Source organism: Nocardiopsis sp. B62, from assembly GCF_018070675.1.
Taxonomy (GTDB): Bacteria; Actinomycetota; Actinomycetes; order Streptosporangiales; family Streptosporangiaceae; genus Nocardiopsis; species Nocardiopsis prasina.
Genome location: NZ_JAGPXK010000006.1, coordinates 88,921 through 108,591, shown reverse-complemented (window position 1 = coordinate 108,591; position 19,671 = coordinate 88,921). Strand labels below are relative to the sequence as shown.

19 protein-coding genes are annotated in these 19,671 nt (G+C 70.6%); 8 read left to right on the top strand and 11 right to left on the bottom strand.

Annotation, left to right across the window (positions count from 1 at the left end):
* The first annotated feature begins 42 nt into the window (after positions 1-42).
* Positions 43-1,215 carry an EAL domain-containing protein gene (locus tag KBX21_RS09225; RefSeq protein ID WP_049568348.1) on the top strand — a complete coding sequence of 391 codons (1,173 nt, stop codon included), beginning with the start codon at positions 43-45 and terminating at the stop codon, positions 1,213-1,215.
* Positions 1,216-1,349: 134 nt separating this feature from the next.
* On the opposite strand, the gene KBX21_RS09220 is transcribed toward KBX21_RS09225, so the two are convergent.
* The gene (locus KBX21_RS09220; RefSeq protein WP_193374242.1) at positions 1,350-2,291 is read right to left on the bottom strand and encodes an SGNH/GDSL hydrolase family protein; all 942 of its coding nucleotides are present in this window, start codon (positions 2,289-2,291) and stop codon (positions 1,350-1,352) included.
* Positions 2,292-2,911: 620 nt separating this feature from the next.
* On the opposite strand from KBX21_RS09220, the gene KBX21_RS09215 reads away from it, so the two are divergent.
* Both KBX21_RS09215 and KBX21_RS09210 read left to right on the top strand, forming a co-directional pair.
* Positions 2,912-5,239, top strand: a complete 2,328-nt coding sequence (locus KBX21_RS09215; protein WP_210841638.1) for a hypothetical protein — start codon at positions 2,912-2,914, stop codon at positions 5,237-5,239.
* 121 nt (positions 5,240-5,360) lie between these two features.
* Entirely contained in the window at positions 5,361-6,119 is a 759-nt protein-coding gene (locus KBX21_RS09210; protein WP_210841637.1) for a DUF2470 domain-containing protein, read from the top strand.
* A 78-nt stretch (positions 6,120-6,197) separates the two neighbouring features.
* On the opposite strand, the gene KBX21_RS09205 is transcribed toward KBX21_RS09210, so the two are convergent.
* The 8 genes from KBX21_RS09205 to KBX21_RS09170 are packed head-to-tail and all read right to left on the bottom strand — an operon-like array spanning position 6,198 to position 12,839.
* A complete protein-coding gene (locus tag KBX21_RS09205; RefSeq protein ID WP_017545100.1) occupies positions 6,198-6,575 on the bottom strand; it encodes a metal-sulfur cluster assembly factor in 378 nt (125 codons plus the stop codon).
* Positions 6,576-7,049: a Fe-S cluster assembly sulfur transfer protein SufU gene (gene sufU, locus KBX21_RS09200; protein ID WP_017545101.1), complete on the bottom strand. Its 474-nt coding sequence runs from the start codon at positions 7,047-7,049 to the stop codon at positions 6,576-6,578.
* Between the two features lie 20 nt (positions 7,050-7,069).
* Complete coding sequence (locus KBX21_RS09195; RefSeq protein WP_049568361.1) at positions 7,070-8,368, bottom strand: cysteine desulfurase; 1,299 nt, start codon at positions 8,366-8,368, stop codon at positions 7,070-7,072.
* A 2-nt stretch (positions 8,369-8,370) separates the two neighbouring features.
* A complete protein-coding gene (gene sufC / locus KBX21_RS09190; RefSeq protein ID WP_017545103.1) occupies positions 8,371-9,132 on the bottom strand; it encodes a Fe-S cluster assembly ATPase SufC in 762 nt (253 codons plus the stop codon).
* Positions 9,133-9,140: 8 nt separating this feature from the next.
* On the bottom strand, positions 9,141-9,476 hold the full coding sequence (locus tag KBX21_RS09185; RefSeq protein WP_049568364.1) for a non-heme iron oxygenase ferredoxin subunit: 336 nt from the start codon (positions 9,474-9,476) through the stop codon (positions 9,141-9,143).
* Entirely contained in the window at positions 9,469-10,629 is a 1,161-nt protein-coding gene (sufD, locus tag KBX21_RS09180; RefSeq protein WP_049568367.1) for a Fe-S cluster assembly protein SufD, read from the bottom strand. Before sufD ends, KBX21_RS09185 begins: the two co-directional genes overlap by 8 nt.
* A 1-nt stretch (position 10,630) precedes the next feature.
* On the bottom strand, positions 10,631-12,043 hold the full coding sequence (sufB, locus tag KBX21_RS09175; protein ID WP_049568370.1) for a Fe-S cluster assembly protein SufB: 1,413 nt from the start codon (positions 12,041-12,043) through the stop codon (positions 10,631-10,633).
* Positions 12,044-12,062: 19 nt separating this feature from the next.
* Positions 12,063-12,839 (bottom strand): metalloregulator ArsR/SmtB family transcription factor, encoded by a 777-nt coding sequence (locus KBX21_RS09170; RefSeq protein WP_017545107.1) that lies wholly within the window; start codon positions 12,837-12,839, stop codon positions 12,063-12,065.
* Between the two features lie 472 nt (positions 12,840-13,311).
* On the opposite strand from KBX21_RS09170, the gene KBX21_RS09165 reads away from it, so the two are divergent.
* From KBX21_RS09165 to KBX21_RS09155, 3 genes are read left to right on the top strand one after another with little or no spacing between them, the layout of a single operon-like run.
* Positions 13,312-14,250: an ABC transporter ATP-binding protein gene (locus KBX21_RS09165; protein WP_049568373.1), complete on the top strand. Its 939-nt coding sequence runs from the start codon at positions 13,312-13,314 to the stop codon at positions 14,248-14,250.
* The gene (locus tag KBX21_RS09160; protein ID WP_049568376.1) at positions 14,250-15,086 is read left to right on the top strand and encodes an ABC transporter permease; all 837 of its coding nucleotides are present in this window, start codon (positions 14,250-14,252) and stop codon (positions 15,084-15,086) included. The genes KBX21_RS09165 and KBX21_RS09160 overlap by 1 nt, the downstream gene beginning before the upstream one ends.
* A gap of 57 nt (positions 15,087-15,143) precedes the next feature.
* Positions 15,144-15,947, top strand: coding sequence for an inositol monophosphatase family protein (locus KBX21_RS09155; RefSeq protein WP_210841636.1), 804 nt, complete (start codon positions 15,144-15,146; stop codon positions 15,945-15,947).
* Here the strand turns inward: KBX21_RS09155 and KBX21_RS09150 are convergent.
* Complete coding sequence (locus KBX21_RS09150) at positions 15,889-17,199, bottom strand: MFS transporter (protein ID WP_210841635.1); 1,311 nt, start codon at positions 17,197-17,199, stop codon at positions 15,889-15,891. The two genes, KBX21_RS09155 and KBX21_RS09150, sit on opposite strands and share 59 nt — an antisense overlap.
* Positions 17,200-17,371: 172 nt before the next feature.
* On the bottom strand, positions 17,372-18,070 hold the full coding sequence (locus tag KBX21_RS09145) for an RICIN domain-containing protein (protein ID WP_210841634.1): 699 nt from the start codon (positions 18,068-18,070) through the stop codon (positions 17,372-17,374).
* A gap of 159 nt (positions 18,071-18,229) precedes the next feature.
* Between KBX21_RS09145 and KBX21_RS09140 the strand changes: the two genes are divergently transcribed.
* Together KBX21_RS09140 and KBX21_RS09135 are read left to right on the top strand one after the other, a co-directional pair.
* Positions 18,230-18,607, top strand: a complete 378-nt coding sequence (locus tag KBX21_RS09140; RefSeq protein WP_210841633.1) for a hypothetical protein — start codon at positions 18,230-18,232, stop codon at positions 18,605-18,607.
* 6 nt (positions 18,608-18,613) lie between these two features.
* Entirely contained in the window at positions 18,614-19,552 is a 939-nt protein-coding gene (locus KBX21_RS09135) for a DMT family transporter (protein WP_049568390.1), read from the top strand.
* Positions 19,553-19,671 lie beyond the last annotated feature (119 nt).

Here is a 19,671-nt window from a genome sequence, read left to right as displayed (position 1 = left end):
CCGCCGCGAGGGTCTTCAGGTGGGCGCGTCCCGCGCGCGACCATGGATGACGTGTCCACACTGCCCCAGTCACACGCCCCACCGTGCCCCGGCGACGACGACCGGCCCGGCCGTCGTCGTCGCGGCCCGGCCTTTTGCCCCGTCGTGGACCTGGACTCCGGTGCCGTGGTGGCCGTTGAGGTCGTGGCCGCCGTACCGGCGGGGCTGGGCCGCCCGGACGGGAAGGGCGGCGGGTCGGCGATGGTGGCCGAGTGGCTGGCCTCGCTGGTGCGTGCCGGGGCCGGTGTCGAGAGCCTGTTGCCGTTGGTCCTGCCGCTGCCCTCGTCCGCGCTCGTCGACGGCACCGATCTGCCCGGATTGGTCGAGGGTGCGCTGCGCCGGGCCGGTCGCCGCCCGCGCGACGTCACCCTGATGCTCACTGCGGACCTGGTGGACCTGCCCCGGGCCTGCGTGCTGACGGCCGTCTCGGGGCTGCGCTCGCTCGGGTTCCGCTGCGGCTTCGGCACCGCGATGGCCCGGCCGGACCTGATCGTGGAGGCGACCCCGTTCCTGATCCGGTTGGACCCGGTCCTGGTGTCGGGGATCGACGGCGACCAGCGCAACGGGGGGATCGTGGACGGGCTGGCCCGGATCGGGCGCAGCAGCGGCGTGTACGCGATGGCCTCCGGCGTGGCCCGGGGTGAGGAGATCGTGCGCCTGCGCGAGTGCGGGGTACGGCTGGGCAGCGGTGCGTTCTTCGCCGAACCGGACTGGCGGCCCGGCGAGAGGGTGACCCCGGTGCCGGAACCGGCGGCCACCGCCCTGGACGACACCGACGCCGGTCCCAGGGTCACCGAGTTCATGGTGCCTCCGCTGGACTTCGACGCCGAGTCCACGGGCGAGCACGTCCTTGAGGCGTTCACCGGCGACACCGCGCTCAACAGCGTGGTCCTCATCGACCACCGGGAGCGGCCGACGGGTGTCATCGACCGGACCCGGTTCCTGTTGTCGGTGACCGGACGGTACGGGCACGCGCTGCACGCCAAGCGCCCGGCCCTGCGGCTGGCGGAGTCGCCCCGGACGGTGCCCGCGTGGATGTCGGCGATCTCGGCGCTGCGAGTGGCAGGGCGGGACCGCGAGCGGGTCTACGACGACCTGATCGTGACGAACCCGTACGGCCAGTGCGTGGGGGTCGTGCACGTGAGCGACCTCATCCAGTCGCTGTCCCGCCAGTGAACCCGGTGGGAGCGGGGAGCCCGTTCCCCCACCACCGGGCTCCCCACGGCCCCGCCGCCCCTGGACGGCGCCGTGGCCGCCACCCCTGGGGACAGGGGGCGCGGCCACGGCGGGGGTACGCGGATCCGGTGGGGTCAGCGCAGGGGCTCGGGGCCCTTGGTGCCCGAGGGGCTGCTGGTCGGGGGTGTGTCGTCCGCCGAGTAGTCGTTGTAGTGCGTGTCCGCCCCGCTCCTGCGCAGTTCCTCCCGCAGCTGGTCGCGGGTCTGCTCGTCGTGCAGGTAGTCCAGCTCGGGACGGCGGGGCAGCAGGCCGTCACCGGAGGAGCGGCCCATCGCACGGCGGCGCAGCCACGGAACGAGGTACTGGCGGGCCCAACGGCGGCCCTCCCTGCGGCGCAGGATGCGGGGCAGCTGCTGGGGCGGGGTCGCCCACGGGTCGGTCCAGGACTCGGGCGGACCCATCGGGTGTCCGAGCAGGTCGGCGACGCGCGCCGCGACGATCTGGTGTCCGGCGCCGTTGGGGTGCAGCCGGTCGTCGCTCCAGGCCCGTGGGTCGTTGAGGGCGTTGAGCGCCCACAGGTCGACGATCTCGGTCCCGGTGCGTTCGGCCACGGCCCGCATGTGCATGCTGAACACCGCGATCCGGCCCCGGTACAGGCGCAGGACGGGGATCCACCCGGTGTCGTGGCCCGCGAGGATCACCACGCGGATGCCCGCGTCGCGCAGCTGGCGCACACCCCACTCGAACTTCTCGGCCAGCTCGTCGAGGTCGCCGCCGGGGCGGAGGACGTCGTTGCCGCCCGCGAGCACGGTGACCAGGTCGGGCTTCCAGGCGAGGGTCTGTTCGAGCTGTTCACCGAAGATGTGTTTCATCCGACGCCCTCGGACGCCGAGGTTGGCGTAGCGGAAGTCCGGGGAGAGCGTGCCCAGGTGTTCGGCGAGGCGGTCCGCGAACCCCCGGTACTCGCCGCCGGGGCCGCTGTCGTCCTCCATCCCCTCTGTGATGCTGTCACCGATCGCCACGTAGGACCGGATGAGCTCCGGTCTGTCCGCGGGCGCAGCAGCGGGGGGATTCATCTCAAGGTCTGTCACGTCAACCAATCATCCGGATCGACCGTCCCCGCGCCTGCCATGCGCCGGGGTGCGTGGGAACGGAAGTCTTGGGCGGGTCGCGGTGTGCCGCTGGCCCGAATGTCCGAGCACCGTCGGCCCCGAGGTGAGCCGCGTCGCGGGCACCCGGCCGGGGGGCGCTCGGGCGAGGACAGTGCCCATCCAGCATACCCGCGCCGAACGTCAGCGCGCCGGGCTCACACACGGCCCCGGAGCGCTGAGAGGACAACGCCCGGAGCGCCCGAGAAGAGCCGAAAGTCCGCTATGAGGTAACTCACAGCGCTTGATGGCCTTTCAGGGCGAAACTCCTTTGTCACGGTGATCACACGCCGAGGTCACCTCCGGGTATCGGTGGACCCGGTCACCCTGGGACTACCCATGAGCGCCCGGGGCACGTACGATCTCGGAGAAGTGCTCACGGCACCCCTGTCCCTCGGCCCGCCGTGCCCCCACGCGGAACGACCGAGCCGGTTCAAGATCCGTCCTCCTCCGGGTCAAGGGCGCGTACTGTGGTGCATCGAACCGAAGGCCCGTGCGGTTCCTCCCCAATTCACGTGCAGACACCAGGAGGTCGAGGTCCCCAGCGGATGAACGCCGTCTCTCCGATCTGCCTCGTCGACCTCGCACCCGCCCTGCGGTGGTCGAGATCGCCGGATGTGGCACCCCTGCTCCACCACGACCGTCTCATCGACGGCTGGTGGTACTCGCTGCCCGTCACCCGCGTCCTGGACATCGCCGGCCCTCCCTGGCTCGCCAACGGCCTGGCCCGCCTCGCGGTCGAACACTGGGGGCACATCGCCCTCTCCGAGTTCCTGCCGAGCCTGCGCACCCAGCACGTGGACTGCTCCGACCTCGCCGAACCGGTCCGCGGCGCGGTCTTCGCCACCGCCGGTGACTGGGACCGCCTCATCGCGTCCAGCCCCCAGGAGATGCACGAGTGGCGGCTCTCGGGCTGCGGTGTCCTGGACATCGTGAGCACCGTCGCCTGGCGTGCGCTCCAACCCTGCTGCGAGCTCCCCGGAGGCCCCACCCCCTCCCCCGCGCTGATGACGGAGGCCGTGCGCACCATCGCGCACTGGCTGCCCGACTCCGCTCCCGAACACGTGCGCAGCGCGCTGGACTACCTGGAGACCGCCACCGGAACCGGTGACGCGCCCAGCGGGGACGGCGACTCCGAGGACCCGGCGAACCCACCGCAGACCCCGGCCACCCGCGCGATCCGGACCCTGCGCGCCCTACGTGCCCAGCGGGACCAGGAGCAGCCCATCGTCGAACACGTCGAGCAGCGTCCCGCCCCCGTGGCGGAGGCCCCTGCGGCGGTCGGCGGCATGGTCAGCTCGGCGGCGATGATCCCCGGATCGGCACTGAGCGCCGAGGCTGTGAGCAGCGAGGCCGCCGCTCCCACGTCCAGCGGTGTCGGAGACCTGCGTTCGCAGTTCCGCAGCTCGCTCCTGGGCCCCGGACGCACCCTGCGCCGCCCCAGTTTCAGCAGGACCAAGGCGCCCTCCCCCGAACGGGTCGAGGAGCCCCCGGCACCCGTCCTGGGCCAGCACCCGCTGGTGGACCAGGTCGAGGAGATGTTCCGTTCCTGGCCCGAGCTGGAGCGGACGGTGGCCGCCGAGCGGCTCTTCGCCACCGACCCCATCAGCATCCGCGTGCTCTCCGAACAGATCTCGGTGGACGTGACCGAGATACGCGGAGCCCAACGCAAGGTGGAGGAGCGCCTCCTGCGCTGGCTGGGCTCCCCCGAGGGCGCCTCCATCACCAGGCACCTGCGCGAACTGTCCGAGCAGCTCGGTTCGGCGACCACCATCGACCGGCTCATCAACGCGCACCCCGACCACCCGGTGGACGTGCCCACGCTGCACACGCCGCTGTGGCGCGTGATCATCACCCTGTTCACGGACCGGCGGATGCACAACGGCTGGCTCATCGCCGACGACCCACACAAGCTGCGGTGGCAGACCCGTGAGCTGCTGGGCGGCGACGCGCCCAACCTGACCGAGGCGAGCATCCGCCTGGGCCGGATCGGCATTCGCCAGCAGGAGCTGCGCGCCTGGCTGCTCAGCACCCCCGGGGTGAGCCTGCGCGACGGCCAGGTGTACGTGGACACCTCCGTCCCCATGGAGGCCCCCGGCGACGGCCACTCCACCGAGGGGTCCGGCGCCACCACCGAGAACGGCCTACCGATCCGGCGCCGCCCCGACGGCCAGCCGGGTCCCGAGCCCGTCACCCACGCCCCCGAACACGTCCACCACCACAGACCCGCCCACGACCAGGGCGGGTTCGTGCCCGACCTCCCGCCCGTACCGTTGGCCCCGCCACCGGTTGCGCCCGTGGCGCACCCGGCGCACGCCGCCCCGGTCCGCCCCGGCGCGAGCGACCCGGCCGCCTCGGCCCGCTGCTTCCGTGCTCCGGACGGGCGCTGGTGGCACCGCATCGACATCACCGCGGACCACCTCAACGGCGCGCCGGTGGCCGTACCCACCGGATACGCCACCCATCTGGGGTTGCAGCCCGGCCGGTTGCTCTGCCTCACCGCTCCCGGCGCCGACCTGCTCGTGCTGGTCTGGCGCGACCAGCCCGCCTTCGACTCCCTTCGCCCGCTGCTGCGTCGCCAGGCCGCCCAGCCGGGTGACCGTATGTTCATCACGGTCTCCGGCGACCGTCTGGACGCACGCAAGCTGCCCGCCGGGGACCTCAGCGGGCACCCTCCGGCCGCGCGTGCGCTGCACCTGATCGGGTACACCGCACCGGCCGCCACGGAGGATGCGCTCAGGATCCTGTCGCGTCGCATCACCGACAACGGCGACGAGTCGCTGGCGGACCCGCAGGCGCTGTTGGAGGCGCTCTCCATGCGCGGGGACGAGGACATCGCCGGGGAGCTGCGCTCGGCCATGTTCGCCACGCACTAGACACCTGGTCACGAGGGGCCGCACCGGACACGTTCCGGTGCGGCCCCTCGTCGTTGGCGCGTGTGAGGGGTTCCGAACCGAAGCCGCAGGATGTAGGTTAGCCTTACCTAATTGATTTGAGGTGGTCCTCCTGCTGTCGTACCCGAACTCCCTCACGCCCTCCCCCGCCGAGCGGGCGCGCTCCGTTCTCTCCCGCCCCAACCCGGCCACGGTCACCAGCGCGGACGTCTCCCTGCACCTGACCGGAGCCGTCTGCCACACCACCTTCCAGGGCGAGGTCACCCTGCTCGTCCCCGACCAGCACCGCGTCCTGGCCGAGATCGGTGAGGGGGTGCTGGAGGCGACCATCGAGTTCACCGACACGGCCCCGGTGGACCTGCGCGACCCGACCCGGTCCCTGCTTTGGATCAGCGGCGAGCTGCGCGTCCCCTCCCCACGCGAGGCCCGCGACCGCGCGCTCTCCGCCCTGGCCGACGACCCCGACGAACGCCTGCTCGACCTGGGCCACGGCCGCACCCTGATCGTCATGGACCCCCACCTGATCATCCACTCCGACCACGACGGCTGCCACCTGCTGCACTCGGAGGAGTTCACGGACGCGGCGGCCGACCCCTTCGGCCGCTGGGAGGGTCCCTGGCTGCGTCACCTGGAGGACGACCACCCCGACGTGCTCTGGGCGCTGGTCAACCACTGCGGAGCCCAGCTCCCGCCGGGACGGCCCCGACCGCTCGGGGTGGACCGGCACGGCCTGCGGCTGCGGCTGGAGGGCCCGGACGGCGACCACGACGTCCGCATCCCCTTCAGAAGACCGGCACGCACACCGCACGACGTCGCACACGAGGTGCAGGAGTTGGCCGGTCTCGACCGGCACCGGTGCTGAACGTGGGCGCCAGCAACCCCGGACACACGAAGGGCCGGAACCCCAGGGGGTCCCGGCCCGCGCTCCGACAGGGTCGGATCAGACGTTGAAGCCCAGCATGCGCAGCTGGTCCCGGCCGTCGTCGGTGATCTTGTCCGGACCCCACGGCGGCATCCAGACCCAGTTGATCTTCACTTCGCGCTCGAACTCGTCCAGGGCGCTGTTGGCCTGGTCCTCGATCACGTCGGTCAGCGGGCACGCCGCACTGGTCAGGGTCATGTCCAGGGTGATCGACTCGTCGTCGTGGTTCACCCCGTAGACCAGACCCAGGTCGACGATGTTCACGCCGAGCTCCGGGTCGATCACGTCCTTGAGCGCCTCTCCGATCTCCTCGGCCAGCGCCTCCTGCTCAGGAGAGAGCGGAGCGGCCTCGGGCTTCTCGGCGGTCTCGGTCTTCGTGGTCTCGTTGTCGCTCATTCAGGCGCCTTCCTTCTCCAAGGACTGCGACACCGCGTCCTTCCAGGCCATCCACCCCAGCAGGGCGCACTTGATCCGAGCCGGGTACTTGGACACGCCGACGAACGCCACGGCGTCCTCCAGCACGTCCTCGTCCGGCTCACCCTTGCCCTTGGACTGCATCAGCTCGGTGAACGCGTCCAGGGTCGTCATCCCCTCAGCCACCGTCCTGCCGATGAGCAGGTCGGTCAGCACCGAGGTGCTGGCCTGGCTGATCGAGCAGCCCATCCCCTCGTAGGAGACGTCGCTGACGACGGCTCTCTCGTCCAGCTCCGAACCGGAGTCAGGGGTCAGCGTCACCCGGAGCGTCACCTCGTCCCCACAGGTGGGGTTGATGTGGTGCGCCTCGGCGTTGTACGGATCGCGCAGCCCTTTGTGGTGCGGGTTCCGGTAGTGGTCCAGGATGATTTCCTGGTACATCGCGTCCAACTGCATGGTCAGGCAGAATCCTCGTACTAGTCCCGGGTCCCGAAGAACCTCTGGGCGGCCCGGATGGCCTCCACCAGCGCGTCCACGTCCTCCAACGTGTTGTAGAGGTAGAAGGACGCGCGTGTGGTCGCGACGATACCGAGCTTGCGGTGCAGTGGCCAGGCACAGTGGTGACCGACCCGGACCTCGACGCCCCTGTCGTCCAGCACCTGCCCGAGGTCGTGCGGGTGGATGTCGTCCACGACGAACGACACCGCGCCGCCCCGGTCGACCGCCTCGGTCGGGCCCACGATCCGCACGCCCTCGACCGCGCCGACCTGCTTGAGCGCGTACTCGGTGAGCTCGTGCTCGTGCGCGGCGACCCGGTCCATGCCCACCTCGGAGAGGTAGTCACAGGCCGCGGCCAGGCCGACGGCCTGCGGGGCCATCGGCACACCGGCCTCGAAGCGCTGCGGCGGGTCCGCCCAGGTCGAGTGGCTCATGTGCACGACGCCGATCATCGAACCACCGCTGATGAAGGGCGGCATGGCGGCGAGCAGCTCCCGGCGTCCCCAGAGCACGCCGATCCCGTTGGGACCGAGCATCTTGTGCCCCGAGAAGGCCAGGAAGTCCACGTCGAGTTCACGGACGTCCACCGGCATGTGCGGCACCGACTGGCAGGCGTCCAGCAGCACCAGCGCGCCGACCTCCCGGGCCCGCGCGGTGATCGTGGCCACCGGGTTCACGGTCCCGAGCACGTTGGACTGGTGCGCGAACGCCACCAGCTTCGTGCGCTCGTTGACCAGTTCGGCCAGGTCCGACAGGTCCAGCCGGCCCTCGTCGGTCACCGGGAACCAGCGCAGCGTCGCGCCGGTGCGCTGGCAGAGCTGCTGCCAGGGCACCAGGTTGGCGTGGTGCTCCATCTCGGTCACGACGATCTCGTCGCCGGGACCGACCTGGAAGCGGCGCAGGCCCTCCTCGGCCGTGGCCGCGTTGCTCATCGCGTACGCGACCAGGTTCACCGCCTCGGTGGCGTTCTTGGTGAACACCACCTCGTCGGAGTCGGCGCCGACGAACCTGGCGATCGTCTCCCGCGCCGACTCGTAGGCGTCGGTGGCCTCCTCCGCGAGCTGGTGCGCCCCACGGTGCACCGCCGCGTTGTGGCGTTCGTAGAACCCGCGCTCGGCGTCCAGCACCTGGCGCGGTTTCTGCGAGGTCGCCCCGGAGTCGAGGTACACCAGCGGGCGCTCGTCACGGACGGTCCGGGAGAGGATCGGGAAGTCCTCGCGGATCGCCTTCGTGTCGAGCGGAGCCGTGTCGGGCTGACCGGGCTCGCGGAGGGTCATGGTTACGCGCCCGCCTTCACGAACCGCTCGTAGCCCTCGGACTCGAGGACGTCGGCGAGCTCCGAACCGCCGGACTCGGCGATGCGGCCGCCGGAGAAGACGTGCACGAAGTCGGGCTGCACGTACTTCAGGATGCGGGTGTAGTGGGTGATGAGCATGACGCCGAGGTCGTTGCTCTCCTGGGCGCGGTTGATGCCCTCGGAGACGATCTTGAGCGCGTCGACGTCCAGGCCGGAGTCGGTCTCGTCCAGGATGGCGACCTTGGGCTTGAGCAGCTCCAGCTGGAGGATCTCGTGGCGCTTCTTCTCACCGCCGGAGAAGCCCTCGTTCACGCCGCGGGCGGCGAAGGACGAGTCGATGGACAGGTCCTTCATCGCGCCCTGGAGCTCCTTGGAGAACTGGCGGAGCTTGGGCGCCTCGCCGCGCACAGCGCTGACGGAGCTGCGCAGGAAGTTGGACATGGACACGCCCGGGACCTCGACCGGGTACTGCATGGCGAGGAAGACGCCGGCGCGGGCCCGCTCGTCCACCTCCATCTCGAGGATGTTCTCGCCGTCGAGGAGGACCTCGCCCTCGGTGATCTCGTAGCGCGGGTGGCCCGCGATCGCGTAGGCGAGAGTGGACTTGCCGGAGCCGTTGGGGCCCATGATGGCGTGGGTCTCACCGGAGTTGATGGTGAGGTCAACGCCCTTGAGGATCTCCTGCCGCTCGTCCTCGTTGATGAGGACGTCGGCGCGCAGACCGCGGATTTCGAACTTCGTCATTTCAGGCCTCAGGAATTCTTGTCATCCAGCGACACGAGCACGTCGTCGCCGTCGATCTTCACGTCGTAGGTGGGGACCGGCTGGGTCGCGGGCGGGTTGACCGGCGCCCCCGAGCGCAGGTCGAAGCACGAGCCGTGGAGCCAGCACTCGATGGTGCCGTCCTCGACCTCGCCCTCCGAGAGGCGGACCTCCGCGTGCGAGCACACGTCCCGCAGCGCGTAGAGCTGGCCCTCGGTGCGCACCAGCGCGATGGGGGTCTCGTCGTCGGTCTCGATCCCCAGGACACCTTCCTCGGGGATCTCGTCGAGTTCGGCGACCTTGACCCAACCGCCCTGCTCACTCATGCGCGGAAAGCTTTCGCTCGACCTTCTCCATGACGTGGTCGCGCAGGTCCTGGTCGTCGATGCGGTTGACGATGTCCAGGAAGTAGCCGCGGATGATGAGGCGACGGGCCTCCTCCTCCGGGATACCGCGAGAACGCAGGTAGAAGAGGTGGATGTCGTCGAGCCGCCCGCTGGCGCTGGCGTGTCCGGCGCCCGCGACCTCACCGGTGAAGATCTCCAGGTTGGGCACGGAGTCCACACGGGTGTCGTCGGTGAGCTGGAGGTTCCGGTTGTTCTCGTAGGAGTCCGTACCGGTGGTCCCCTCGCCGATGATCACGTCACCGATCCAGACCGCGTGGGCGTCCTTGCCGTTCAGCGCGCCCTTGTAGTCCACCCGCGAGCGGGTGTTGGACACGTTGTGGTCGATCAGCGAGCGGTGCTCGTGGTGCTGACCGTCACCGGCGAAGTAGAGCCCGTAGAGCTCGGCGTTGCCGCCCCGGTCGTCGTAGGACACGCGCGGCGACAGGCGGACCACGTCACCGCCGAGGGTGATCACGATCGACCGGAGGCTGGCGTCCTTGCCGACCCGGGCGTTGTGCTGGCTGACCTCGACGGCGTCGTCGTCCCACTCCTGGAGGGAGATCAGCGTGAGCTTGGCGCCCTCGCCGACGTGGACGTCGAGGCTGCCCGCGCGGACACCGGTACCGGTGTTCGTGATGATCACGGTGGCCTCGGCCAGCGGCTTGACGTCGATGAGCAGCTGCTCGAAGGCGGTGCCGCCCAGGCCCTTGCGGTCGATGGTGATCGCCTTGTCGGCGGCCAGCGCCTGCGGCACGGTGACGACCGTGGCCTTCTCGAACGACGTGTAGGCCTGCGCGATCACGCGGTTGACGGGCAGGCCCGCCTTGCCCAGCCGCTCGTCGTCACGGCCGACCGTCTCGACGGTGACGCCCTCGGGGGCGTCCACGGAGACCTCGTCGGTGCCGTCGGCGACACCCTTCCAGTCGTGCAGACCCTTGAGGCGGCGCAGCGGCGTGAACCGCCACTCCTCCTCACGCCCGTTCGGAACGGGGAAGGCGTCCACGTCCTTGGAGCCGTGCGTGTCGAGCTTGGAGACAGGGATCTGCCCCAGCCCGTGGCTGTGCGCCTTGGGCTCTGTGTTCGCGGTCGTCAACTTATCCCACCGATCCTTCCATCTGGAGCTCGATCAGACGGTTGAGCTCCAGTGCGTACTCCATCGGGAGCTCCCGTGCGATGGGCTCCACGAAACCTCGGACGACCATGGCCATGGCCTCCTCCTCGCCCATCCCCCGACTCATCAGGTAGAAGAGCTGGTCCTCGCTGACCTTGGAGACGGTGGCCTCGTGCGCGAGCTCGGTGTCGTCCTCGCGCAGGTCGTTGTAGGGGTAGGTGTCGGAGCGGCTAATGGTGTCGATCAGCAGCGCGTCACACTCCACCGAGGACTTGGCGAGGTGGGCGCCCTCCTGGACCTGGATCAGCCCGCGGTAGGAGGAGCGGCCGCCGCCGCGCGCCACCGACTTGGAGACGACCTTCGAGGACGTGTTGGGCGCGCAGTGCACCATCTTGGCGCCGGTGTCCTGGTGCTGGCCCTCGCCCGCGAAGGCGATCGAGAGGGTCTCACCCTTGGCGTGCTCGCCCATCAGGTAGACGGCCGGGTACTTCATGGTGACCTGGGAGCCGATGTTGCCGTCGACCCACTCCATGGTCGCGCCCTCTTCGGCGATGGCGCGCTTGGTGACCAGGTTGAAGACGTTGTTCGACCAGTTCTGGATGGTCGTGTAACGGCACCGGGCGTTCTTCTTGACGATGATCTCGACGACCGCGGAGTGCAGCGAGTCCGACTTGTAGATCGGCGCGGTGCAGCCCTCGACGTAGTGGACGTAGGCGCCCTCGTCGACGATGATCAGCGTCCGCTCGAACTGGCCCATGTTCTCGGTGTTGATCCGGAAGTAGGCCTGGAGCGGGATCTCCACGTGCACGTTCTTGGGCACGTAGATGAACGACCCGCCGCTCCACACGGCGGTGTTCAGCGCGGAGAACTTGTTGTCACCGGCCGGGATGACGGAGCCGAAGTACTCCTCGAAGATCTCCGGGTGCTCCTTGAGGGCGGTGTCGGTGTCCAGGAAGATGACACCCTGCTCCTCCAGGTCCTCGCGGATCTGGTGGTAGACGACCTCGGACTCGTACTGGGCGGCGACACCGGCGACCAGGCGCTGCTTCTCCGCCTCGGGGATGCCCAGCCTGTCGTACGTGTTCTTGATGTCCTCGGGCAGGTCCTCCCAGGAGGTGGCCTGCTTCTCCGTGGACCGCACGAAGTACTTGATGTTGTCGAAGTCGATCTTGGACAGGTCCGCGCCCCAGTCGGGCATGGGCTTCTTGTCGAAGAGCTTCAGCGACTTGAGGCGGAGCTTGGTCATCCACTCCGGCTCGCTCTTCTTGTCCGAGATGTCCCGGACGACCTCTTCGTTCAGGCCACGACGGGCCGAGGCTCCGGCGACGTCGGAGTCGGCCCAGCCGTACTCATATGTTCCGAGCCCTTCGAGCTCGGGATGCGCGACAGAAGTCATGCGCGGACTCCTCCTGGACTCAGACGTCCTTCTGGTGAACTGAGCCGCCCGCCCGCTGGCGGATGGCCTTCTTGGACGCGGGGGTGCCGTCCTCCCCGCTCGCCCCGTCTCCCCGTGGGGTGACGTGCGTGGTGCACACACCGTCGCCGTGGGCGATGGTGGCCAACCTGCGCACCGGGGTGCCCAGAAGCCGCGCGAAGGCCTCGATCTCGGCCTCACAGAGCTGCGGGAACTCGGCGGCCACGTGCGCGACGGGGCAGTGGTGTTGGCACAGTTGGTCGCCGCCACCCGGCGCGGGCGCCTGGCCCGAGGTGGCGGCGTAGCCGTCGTTGGAGAGCGCCTCCGCCAGCAGCCGGACCCTCTGTTCCTGGGGTACGGCGTCCAGCAGGGGCTTGTATCGCTGCTCCAGGTCGGCGACCTGACTCCGGGCGAACTCGCCGACCGCCTCGGGACCGGAGGTCCGCGCCAGGAAGCGCAGGGCGTTGGAGGCGAGATCGTCATAGGCGTGGACGAAGGCGTCACGCCCGGCCTCGGTGATGGCGAAGACGCGGGCGGGACGACCCCGCCGGCGTCGGCCGTGCGTGGGCCGTGCGTCGCGGGCCTCGACCATGCCCTCGACGGTCAGGTTGTCGAGGTGGCGGCGGATGGCCGCCGGGGTGAGTCCGAGCCGTTCCCCCAGTGCGGAGGCGGTGATCGGACCCTTTTCCAGGATGAGCCGGGCGACGCGGGCACGGGTCCCGTGATCGGGACCGCTCAGAGGTCGGGGCGCACCGGGCGTACCGGACAGGTCCGACACAGTGTCCCCCTCCCGCTCGTCGTTCGGCTCTCGGTTTTAGACAACATCAGTGTGGCCTAAATAAGTCCACCTAGGCAAACCCGCCTCGATGCGCTTGATCACGAAGGTCAGGCTTGCCTAATCTGGGAGTTCACGCGGAAGTGACGCACGGACCCCCTTTTCACAGGCTTCGAAGCCGATCCGATTTCCCAATGGGTGAGATCGCGGTATCACCATCCGACCAACCGGGTGGCCGGAAGGTCGGCGAGTCCTGGCGGGAGCCGCGGTTCGAGCTCCGACCGGTCTCCGGCAGCGCCCACGCCACTCAGGCACAACCAGGGGCCATGCGCCATTCTTCCACCACCCGCACCAAAAACACCGCCGTGTTCTGGTTGTCCGAAGTGGGACGTTCGGTCCGCGCCCGAACGCGGCCAGCCCTCCGAAAGGCGGGGTGGTGAAGCGCGGAGCACGGGCGCACGTAAACTCAGGCCCCATGGACACAGCCGCCGTCGAGGTCGTCGACCTGGTGAAGCGCTACGGCGCCACCACGGCCGTCACCGGCCTCACGTTCACCGCCCGCCGCGGCGCGGTGACCGCCCTGCTCGGCCCCAACGGCGCGGGCAAGACCAGCACCATCGAGATCTGCGAGGGATTCCGCCACGCGGACGGCGGGAAGGTGCGGGTCCTGGGGCTCGACCCCGTCGCCGACGCCACCGAGCTCAAACCCCGCGTGGGCGTGATGCCCCAGTCCGGCGGGGTGCCCACCGGCGCCCGTGCCGCCGAGTGGCTGCGGCTCATGGCCTCCTTCCACGCCAGACCGATCGACCCCGACCTCCTCCTGGAGCGCCTGGGTCTGACCTCCGTCTCCAGCACCCCCTTCCGCCGTCTGTCCGGCGGCCAGCAGCAGCGACTCTCGCTGGCCTGCGCGGTGATCGGCCGCCCGGAACTGGTCTTCCTGGACGAGCCCACCGCCGGGCTGGACCCGCAGGCGCGCATGGCCACCTGGGACCTGGTCTCGGCACTGCGCGAGGCTGGCGTGGCCGTGATCCTGACCACCCACTACATGGAGGAGGCCGAGCGGCTCGCCGACCACGTGGTGATCATCGACCGGGGCGCGGTGGTGACCGAGGGCACCCCCGCCGAACTCACCCAGGGACGGCGCGAGGTCCGCTTCTCCACCCCCTCACCGGTGGACGCCGGGGCCCTGGAGGCGGCCCTGCCCGCCGGGGGCCGGGTGAGCGCCACCCAGTCCGGGGGGCGGAACGAGTACTCCGTGGCCACCGACGACCCCGACGACCTCGGCCCGGAGTTCCTGGCCGCGGTCACCGCCTGGTGCGCCTCGACCGGTGTCCTGGCGGAGGACCTGCGCGTACGGCGGCGTACCCTCGAAGACGTCTTCCTCGAAACCACAGGCCGGGAACTGCGCGACTGATGACCGAGCACACCTCAGGGACGGCCGCGTCGGCCGTCACCGACGCCCCGAAGCCCGCCCTCGACGCGAGCCTGTTCACCCCGGCGCCCGGCGCCGCCCCGATGTGGCGGATGGTCGCGGCCCAGGCCGGGATGGAACTGCGGGTCATGCTGCGCCACGGCGAGCAGTTCCTGCTGACGATGGTCATCCCCGTGCTGCTGTTGGTGGGGTTCAGCCTGGTCGACGTCCTCGACGTGGGCGAGGGCGCGCGCGTGGACGCGCTGACCCCCGGGGTCCTGGCCCTGGCGGTCATGTCCACCTCCTTCACCGGCCTGGCCATCGGGACCGGGTTCGAGCGGCGCTACGGAGTACTCAAGCGCCTGGGCGCCACACCGCTGTCCCGCTTCGGGCTGCTCGCGGCCAAGACCCTGGCGGTCCTGGGTGTGCAGGCCATCCAGATCACCGTGTTGTGCGTGGTGGCCCTGTTCCTTGGCTGGTCCCCCTCCCTGGAACCAGTGGGTGTGCTGGCCGTGCTCGCGCTGCTCCTGCTGGCCACGGCGGCGTTCAGTTCCCTGGCGCTGCTGATGGCGGGCACGCTGCGCGCCGAGGCCACCCTGGCCGGGGCCAACCTGGTGTACGTGCTGATGCTGGGCCTGGGCGGGGTCCTGTTCCCCACGAGCAGCTTCCCCGGTCCGATGGAGCAGGCCGTGTCGGTCCTGCCGATCACCGCGCTCGGCTCGGGCCTGCGCGCCGTGCTGACCGACGGGTCCCTTCCCGGCCTGGGCGCCTTCGCGGTGCTGGTCGTGTGGACGGCCGTCGCCGGTTTCCTGGCCTCCCGCCTGTTCCGCTGGGAGTAGCGCCGCCGTTCCGGTCCGGCCTCCGTCACTGAGGGTCCGCGCCCTAGGGTGTCGGTCATGACCATCGACATCGACGCGGTGACCACGATCCTCCGCGAGACCGCCGAATCGACGATCCTGCCGCGCTTCGGTGCGCTGTCCGAGGACGAGGTGTCGGAGAAGTCGCCCGGTGAGATCGTCACCGTGGCCGACCGCGAGGCCGAGGAGCTGATCGGCCGCAGACTCCGTGAGCTGCTCGACGCGCCGGTGGTGGGTGAGGAGGCCACGGCAGCCGACCCCGGGCTCGTCAGTGTCCTGGGCAGGGAGCCCACCGCCTGGGTGGTCGACCCCGTGGACGGCACCCGCAACTTCGCCGCCGGTGACCGCCGGTTCGCCGTCATGGCGGCACTGGTCCGTGGGGGCCGGACGGTGGCCTCCTGGATCCTGAGACCCACCGAGGGCACCGTGCACGTGGCCGAACTCGGTTCGGGGACCTGGCGCGACGGTGTCCGGGTGCACCGCGCTCCGGCCCCCACTGACCCGGCCGAGCTGCGGGGTATGACCCAGCGCCGGTTCCTGTCTCCCCGGGAACGCGACCGCGTGCACGCCGCGGTCCCGGGGTTCGCTCTGCTCGACGGCGGCTCCGGTTGCGTGGGAGTGGACTACCCGCGGCTCCTGGCGGGCGAGCTGGACTTCATGCTGTTCGCCGATCCCACGCCCTGGGACCACGCGCCCGGCGGCCTGCTGCTCACCGAGGCGGGCGGGGTGAGTCTCCGACCGGAGGGCACCCCCTACCGCCCCGACGAGGAGGGGCGGCTCCTGCTCACCGCCGCCGACGAGACGACGTGGCGGACGACGCGGTCGCTTCTGTTGGGCGCTTGAGCCGCGTCCTGCCCGTGAACCCGGCGGCCAACAGCACGGCGCCCGACACCACCACGAGCACCGCTCCGACCAGCGGATAGCCCGCGCCGGGCGGTGCGACGGTGAGGAACAGGCCCACGCTCGCCGCTCCCACCGACGAACCCGCGTTGTGGGCGGTGTTCACCCAGTTTCCGGCGCGGGTCCGGTACCCGGCCGTCACCGACTCGTCGGCGAGCAGGTAGGCGGTGGTGATGATCGGCGCGCCGCACACACCGACCACGAACAGCAGCGCCGCCAGTGCCGGGACGCCCGGGACCAGCGCGGCCGCGGCCACACCGCCGCCCAGGGCCAGGCCGAGCAGGGCCAGCCGTGTCCTGGCGCCCGCGCGCCAGGACAGGGCCCCGTAGGCCAGTCCGCCCAGGGCGCTGCCCGCGGCCTGGGCGGACTTCACCAGGACCACCGCCCCGACCGCCCCCCGCTGTTCGGCGAAGGCGACGTTGAGCAGGGCGGCCGAGCCCAGGATCAGGCCCGTAGCGGCCGAGACCGCGACGGCGGAGAGGAAACCCCCGCGGGCGGTGAGGTGCCGAGTGTCCGGCGCTGTTCGATCGGGTTCGGTCCACTCCTGCGCCGTGGGCCGGACAGTGGGCGCGGGACGGCGGGTGTGCAGGGAGCGGGCGGCAGGTGAGGTCAGCAGGCCCGCGGTCCCGACCACGATCAGGGAGGCCCCGAGCGCCAACCCGGCCGAGGGCGGACCGACCAGCATCAGGGCTCCCAGGAGCAGCGGTCCGGTGAAGAAGATCAGCTCCTCGGCGACGGTGTCGAGGCTGTAGGCCCGCTGGAGCAGACCCCTGTCGGGGACCAGGTGGCTCCACAGGGTGCGGGTGACCGGGCCGAGCGGCGGGGCGCAGGCTCCCGCGACCGAGGTCAGGGCGGCCAGGAGACCGAGGTGTCCGCCGGAGTTCCAGGAGACCGCGGTCAGGCCCAGCAGGGCCAGCCCGTGGAGTCCGGCCATCGGGGGCAGGGTGAGGAGTGGCCCGTGCCGGTCGATGAGCGAGGCCCGCAGGGGCGACAGGACGGTGGCGGTGAGTCCGAACAGGCCGGCTGTCAGTCCGACGTCGGCGTAGGACCCGGTGGTGTGGACCACGGACAGGACCAGGGCGAGCGAGACCAGCCCGTAGGACAGACGGCCCAGGAGGGCGGGAACGAGGAAGCGGGGGACCCCCGTGACGCGCAGGACGGCACGGTAGGTCGGCGCCCGGTGGGGCGGGGTCATGGGTGTTCTCCGTCAGGGACGGGCGGCGCGCGGGGGCGCCGCGAACGTGCGTGGACGCCGAGGGACCACGGGACCGGGCCGTGGTCGGGGCGTCGAATCACGCACGGGGGGAGAACATGCGCACGAGGCTAGCAGGGGACGCCTGTCGTCAACCCCCGCTGAGTCATCCGGGTCAGCCCTCGACCGGGAGCAGGCGCCACTTCTGGTGGGGGTGGCCACCGTCCTCGCCCTGGGCGACCAGCGTGCCGTTGTCGGGTGCGCCACCCTGGCCCTCCAGCGCCTGACCGGTGGCACGGTTGAGCAGGCGGACCTCGCCGTCACCGCTCTCGACCACCCGCCACTGCTGGTTGTCCCCTCCGGTCCGCGAGAGCAGGGCCGAGCCCGGCTGGGCCGCCTCGTCAGTGGGGATCTCCAGCAGCTTGCCGCTGCCCACGCCGACGATCTCGTAGAAGTCGTCCTCCACGTGCACGAACCGCCACTGCTGGTGGGCCTGGTCGTGGCGGTCCCACAGGTGTACCGGGGCACCGTTCTCGTTGGAGCCGCCCGCCACGTCCATGACGCGGTCCCCGTGGACGCTCTGGAGGGCGTAGACGAGTTCGGGGTCGAGGCCCGCCGGGTGGGTGACCTCCTCCTCTTCTTCCTCATCCTCCTCGGGTTCGGCCTCCTCCTCCGGGCCGCCCGTGGGTTCGACGAGGATGCCGGAGACCACGGACATCTCCTCGGGTGTGTCGCTCTCGGCGACGAACATCCCCGCGACGTAGCCTCCGAGCGCGACCGCCAGGACCAGGGCCGAGGCACCGGCGACGATCGGCCACCGGGGTACGTACGACACCTGGTCTTCGACTCGCTGGGCACTGCGTCGGGAGGACATGGCGGGGAACTCTCCTGCGGGAACGGGGCCGCCCGTGATCTCCACGGGCTCGGACCATTTCACACCACTGGGACCCCCGGCGCACGTTCGGGCCGCCTGTGAGCATCCATCCCGTTTCTTACCGGTTCATGGTGTAACGCCTCGATAGGGTGACCGACCATGGAAGCCATCGGAGTCCCCTGGTTCATCGTGGTCCGCTACCTGGGGCCGCCCCTCTTCCTTCTCGTGGTGGGCGGAGCGCTCCTCGTGTGGCGTCGGCCCGCGCGGGCCTGGATGGTCTGGGCGGCGCTCGCGGTGAACCTGGTGGCGGCCGCGCTTCCCTTCCTGTGGATCGGGGTCCAGATCGTCACCGGGGAGGGCGATCTCACGGTCGTCGGGCTGGTGATGACGTTGCTGCAACCGGGCACGGTGATCGTGGCCTGGCTGCTCCTCCTGCTGGCCCTGGTGACCCAGCCCGGGCTCGGGACCACCGTCCCCGGTGTTCCCGGGAGCGAGGGGGCCCATGAGACGGAGAGGGTCACGCAAAACGTAGGATGACTCAACATGAGTTCTCGGAGCGGCTCGACGAGCCCCCTCTCCCCCGGCGCCGCCCTGGGGTCCCTGCCCCCGGTCTGGCTGGTCATGATCAGCATCGTCTCGGTGCAGACCGGGGCGGGCGTGGCCAAGAACCTGTTCGAGGTCCTTCCTCCGGCCGCCGTGGTGTGGCTGCGCCTGCTCACCTCCGCCGTGATCCTGGGCCTGCTGGTCCGGCCCGCGTTGAGGGCGCGCAGCCGCACCGACTGGATGGTGGTGATCGGCTACGGCGTGGCCCTGGCCTCGATGAACTACTTCATCTACCAGGCCTTCGCGCGCATTCCGCTGGGCATCGCGGTGACCATCGAGTACCTCGGTCCGCTGGCCATCGCCATCCTGGGCTCACGCCGCCGGGTGGACCTGCTGTGGGCGGGCCTGGCCGGGCTGGGTGTGGCCGCGCTGGGGATCGAGTTCCGTGAGCTCGATCCGGTGGGCGTGCTGTTCGCCGTGCTGGCCGCCACCGCGTGGGCGGGCTACATCCTCCTGAGCGCCGCCACGGGGCAGCGTTTCAGCGGCGCGTCGGGGCTGGCCATCGCCAGTGTGGTGGGCGTGTTGGTGCTGGCACCGGCCGGGATCGCCGAGGGCGGCGCGGCCCTGCTCGACTGGCGTCTGCTCCTGTTCGGCCTGGCCGTGGGCGTGCTCTCCTCCGTGGTGCCCTACACGCTGGAGCTGAACGCGCTGCGACGCATGCCGCCGAGGGTCTTCGGAGTGCTCATGAGCCTCCAGCCCGCGGCCGCCGCCATGGTGGGGCTGGTGCTGCTGGGTGAGTTGCTGACCGTGTGGCAGTGGTTGGCGGTGGGCTGTGTGATCGCCGCGAGCGCGGGCGCGACCCGGACCTCGGCCGACCGCGATGAGCAAAAACACACCGAGCGTGACCACACCAACACGGATACGAGTGGGGACAACTAGAGGCCAAGGCTGAAGGCCCTCGTCCATTGGACGGAAGATCACCGCCACTGATCAGGCAAACCTCGTTCCGTCGGTGTTTCCGACGAGTCGGCACCGGCAACCCTTGCCTCTGGGACGGC

What these genes read in the sequence shown, in the direction of transcription:
- KBX21_RS09225 (WP_049568348.1), top strand. Translation starts at nt 43, where the DNA reads ATGGATGACGTGTCCACACTGCCCCAGTCACACGCCCCACCGTGCCCC.
- KBX21_RS09220 (WP_193374242.1), bottom strand. Translation starts at nt 2,291, where the DNA reads ATGAATCCCCCCGCTGCTGCGCCCGCGGACAGACCGGAGCTCATCCGG.
- KBX21_RS09215 (WP_210841638.1), top strand. Translation starts at nt 2,912, where the DNA reads ATGAACGCCGTCTCTCCGATCTGCCTCGTCGACCTCGCACCCGCCCTG.
- KBX21_RS09205 (WP_017545100.1), bottom strand. Translation starts at nt 6,575, where the DNA reads ATGAGCGACAACGAGACCACGAAGACCGAGACCGCCGAGAAGCCCGAG.
- sufU (WP_017545101.1), bottom strand. Translation starts at nt 7,049, where the DNA reads ATGCAGTTGGACGCGATGTACCAGGAAATCATCCTGGACCACTACCGG.
- KBX21_RS09195 (WP_049568361.1), bottom strand. Translation starts at nt 8,368, where the DNA reads ATGACCCTCCGCGAGCCCGGTCAGCCCGACACGGCTCCGCTCGACACG.
- sufC (WP_017545103.1), bottom strand. Translation starts at nt 9,132, where the DNA reads ATGACGAAGTTCGAAATCCGCGGTCTGCGCGCCGACGTCCTCATCAAC.
- KBX21_RS09185 (WP_049568364.1), bottom strand. Translation starts at nt 9,476, where the DNA reads ATGAGTGAGCAGGGCGGTTGGGTCAAGGTCGCCGAACTCGACGAGATC.
- sufB (WP_049568370.1), bottom strand. Translation starts at nt 12,043, where the DNA reads ATGACTTCTGTCGCGCATCCCGAGCTCGAAGGGCTCGGAACATATGAG.
- KBX21_RS09165 (WP_049568373.1), top strand. Translation starts at nt 13,312, where the DNA reads ATGGACACAGCCGCCGTCGAGGTCGTCGACCTGGTGAAGCGCTACGGC.
- KBX21_RS09160 (WP_049568376.1), top strand. Translation starts at nt 14,250, where the DNA reads ATGACCGAGCACACCTCAGGGACGGCCGCGTCGGCCGTCACCGACGCC.
- KBX21_RS09155 (WP_210841636.1), top strand. Translation starts at nt 15,144, where the DNA reads ATGACCATCGACATCGACGCGGTGACCACGATCCTCCGCGAGACCGCC.
- KBX21_RS09150 (WP_210841635.1), bottom strand. Translation starts at nt 17,199, where the DNA reads ATGACCCCGCCCCACCGGGCGCCGACCTACCGTGCCGTCCTGCGCGTC.
- KBX21_RS09145 (WP_210841634.1), bottom strand. Translation starts at nt 18,070, where the DNA reads ATGTCCTCCCGACGCAGTGCCCAGCGAGTCGAAGACCAGGTGTCGTAC.
- KBX21_RS09140 (WP_210841633.1), top strand. Translation starts at nt 18,230, where the DNA reads ATGGAAGCCATCGGAGTCCCCTGGTTCATCGTGGTCCGCTACCTGGGG.
- KBX21_RS09135 (WP_049568390.1), top strand. Translation starts at nt 18,614, where the DNA reads ATGAGTTCTCGGAGCGGCTCGACGAGCCCCCTCTCCCCCGGCGCCGCC.